The sequence below is a fragment of the Pseudomonas gregormendelii genome, from assembly GCF_017114825.1.
Lineage (GTDB): Bacteria > Pseudomonadota > Gammaproteobacteria > Pseudomonadales > Pseudomonadaceae > Aquipseudomonas > Aquipseudomonas gregormendelii.
Genome location: NZ_JADEVO010000085.1, coordinates 1 through 2,598 on the forward strand (window position 1 = coordinate 1; position 2,598 = coordinate 2,598).

A 2,598-nucleotide genomic window follows, 5' to 3' on the forward strand; every position below is an offset into this window, starting at 1 on the left:
TGCGGATTCCACGCCATCCGGACACTCAGCCCACCAACATCCGGACACTCATTCCACGCTCATTCGGACAGGCAGTCGGAGCGCAGCGACGCAGGTTTGCATTGTTAGTCTGAAGTCTCTGTCGCCGTCAATTTCGTTGCGCGTCTGCGCATCGATTCGCCCTTCAGTTCGATCCGATAAGCGTTGTGCACCAGCCGGTCGAGGATCGCATCGCCCAAGGTCGGATCGCCGATCAGTGCGTGCCATTTGTCCACTGGCATCTGGCTGGTCACTAGCGTCGAGCGGTTGCCGTAGCGGTCGTCCAGCAGTTCAAGCATGTCGCGCCGTTGCGCAGCGGTAAACGGCGCCAGGCCCCAGTCGTCCAGGATCAGCAAGTCGGTCTTGGCATAACCCGCCATCAGTTTCGCGAAGCGGCCGTCGCCGTGGGCCAGGCCTAGTTCTTCCATCAAGCGCGGCAAGCGCAGATAACGCACGCTGTAACCGTCGCGGCAGGCCTTATGAGCCAGCGCGCAGGCGAGCCAGGTTTTGCCTACGCCAGTTGGGCCGCCGATGATCAGGTTCAGGCCGTCGCGCAGCCACTGGCCGCTGCCCAGTTGCAGGATCAAGGCCTTGTCCAAGCCACGCGGACTGCGATAGTCGATGTCTTCCAGGCAGGCGTTATGGCGCAGTCGTGCGGCCTTGAGGCGAGTAGTCAGGCGGACGTCTTCGCGCTCGGTCAGCTCGCGGTCGACCATCAGACCGAGGCGTTCGTCGAAGCTGAGATCGTTGATGTCAGGCGTTGCGTGTTGTTCGCCAAGCGCCTTGATCATGCCGTGCAGGCGCAGGGTTTGCAGCTTGTCGAGTGTCGGGTTGGGCAGCATTTTGGTGCTCCTTTTTCAGGTCAGTGGTAGTAGCCAGGGCCGCGCAGGTTGATGTGTTCTTCAGGCAGTAACGGCAGGTTTTGCTGGGCCAGCGGCAGCCGTTCCAGCCCTTGGCGCAGGATCGATTCAAGGCTTTTGTAGCTGCACGCGCCCAGTGCCAGCGCTCGCTGGCAAGCGGCTTCCAGCCGCTCTTCGCCGTGCTGTTTGCTCAGGCGCAGGATCCCCAGGCAGGCGCGGAAGCCGTGCTGCGGATGGATTCGGCGTTCGAGGATGTAGGCGATTACACCTGCGGTGTTCGGCCCGGTCTGCTCAGCCCAGTGGATCAGTCGCTGCGGCGTCCATTCGGCATGTTCGCGGTGACTTTTGGGCATGTGCTCGGTTTGGGTGGTGTGGCGGCCTTTGTGCGGCGAGCGCAGATGGCTGGCCACCCGCTGGTTGGCGTGGAAGCACTCGACGGTCTTAGCGGTTAGCCGCACTTCGAGTTGGTGCTTCACCAGCTGGTACGGCACCGAGTAGTAATGGCCCTCGACCTCGACGTGGTAGTCGATGTGCACCCGCACCTTTTTCCATTCGGCGTAGACATACGGATGTTCTGGTAGCGGTTGCAGTGCGGGTTGGTCGATGGTCTCGAAGGCCGAGCGGCGTGAGCCGGGCAGCTTCTTGAAGGGCTTTTGATTGAGGCGTTCGAGCAGCAGGCTGATTGCCGTGTTGAGTTCTCCGAGCGAGAAGAACTGGCGGTTGCGCAGCACTGCCAGGATCCAGCGCTCGACCACTTGCACACCCACTTCAACCTTGGCTTTGTCCTTGGGTTTACGCGAACGCGCGGGCAGTACGGCTACGCCGTAATGCTCGGCGAGATCGCGGTAACTGGGGTTGATGTCCGGCTCGTAGCGATGCGCCTTGGTGACGCCACTGCGCAGATTATCGGGCACCAGGATCTGCGATGTGCCGCCGAAAAAAGCAAAACAGCGGGCGTGCGAGCCCAGCCAGTCGGGCAGTTTCTGCGACCAAGTGGCGTCGGCGAAGGTGTAGCTGGACGCGCCGAGGACGGCGACGAAGATCTGGGCCTGACGGATTTCACCGGTCTGTCGGTCGATAATGGGCGCGGTCTGTCCGGCGTAATCGACGAACAGCTTTTCGCCGGCACGGTGCTCCTGGCGCATGACAACGTCGACCTTGGCGGCCCAGAGGCGGTAGTGCTCGCAGAACCAGCTGTATTGGAAGCCTTGCGGGTGAGCGAGTCGGTACTCTTGCCAAAGCAGGGCCAGAGTTACGCCGGGGCGGCGCAACTCGGCATGCGCCCAAGCCCAGTCAGGCATCGGGCGCTGGTCGCTCGGCACCGGTACTGCCGGCGGAAACAGGCGTCGGTTCAGCTCTGCATCAGAGATATCGATGGGCCACTGAAGCCCACTGGCTGCGAACCGGCAAAGGTAGTCTCCCGCGCTTGAATGGCCAATGGATAAACTTTTGGCGATCTTGCGCACGGACAGGCCGGCGTCGAACTTTAGGCGTAGTACCTCTCGGATTTTACGCATGGATAAACGCTCCACGACGACCTCTTCGCTTCGAAAAAAGAGGTCGATGGTAGTGAATAATCCTGCGTTGCTGCCTGCCTGAAAGTGTCCGGATGGCCGTGGAATCGGTGTCCGGATGCTCGTGGAATGAGTGTCCGGATCAGCGTGGAATCAGTGTCCGGATGTTGGTGGAATGGGTGTCCGGATGGTCATGGAATCCCCAG

General features: G+C 61.3%; 2 protein-coding genes. Both read right to left on the reverse strand.

The genetic code is table 11. From position 1 onward, the window contains the following. Positions 1 to 104: 104 nt before the first annotated feature. Positions 105 to 860, reverse strand: a complete 756-nt coding sequence (istB, locus tag IMW75_RS26605; RefSeq protein WP_149662276.1) for an IS21-like element ISPsy14 family helper ATPase IstB — start codon at positions 858 to 860, stop codon at positions 105 to 107. 20 nt (positions 861 to 880) lie between these two features. After that, complete coding sequence (gene istA / locus IMW75_RS26610) at positions 881 to 2,395, reverse strand: IS21 family transposase (protein WP_205894294.1); 1,515 nt, start codon at positions 2,393 to 2,395, stop codon at positions 881 to 883. Between the last annotated feature and the right edge of the window lie 203 nt (positions 2,396 to 2,598).

What these genes read in the sequence shown, in the direction of transcription:
- istA (WP_205894294.1), bottom strand. Translation starts at nt 2,395, where the DNA reads ATGCGTAAAATCCGAGAGGTACTACGCCTAAAGTTCGACGCCGGCCTG.
- istB (WP_149662276.1), bottom strand. Translation starts at nt 860, where the DNA reads ATGCTGCCCAACCCGACACTCGACAAGCTGCAAACCCTGCGCCTGCAC.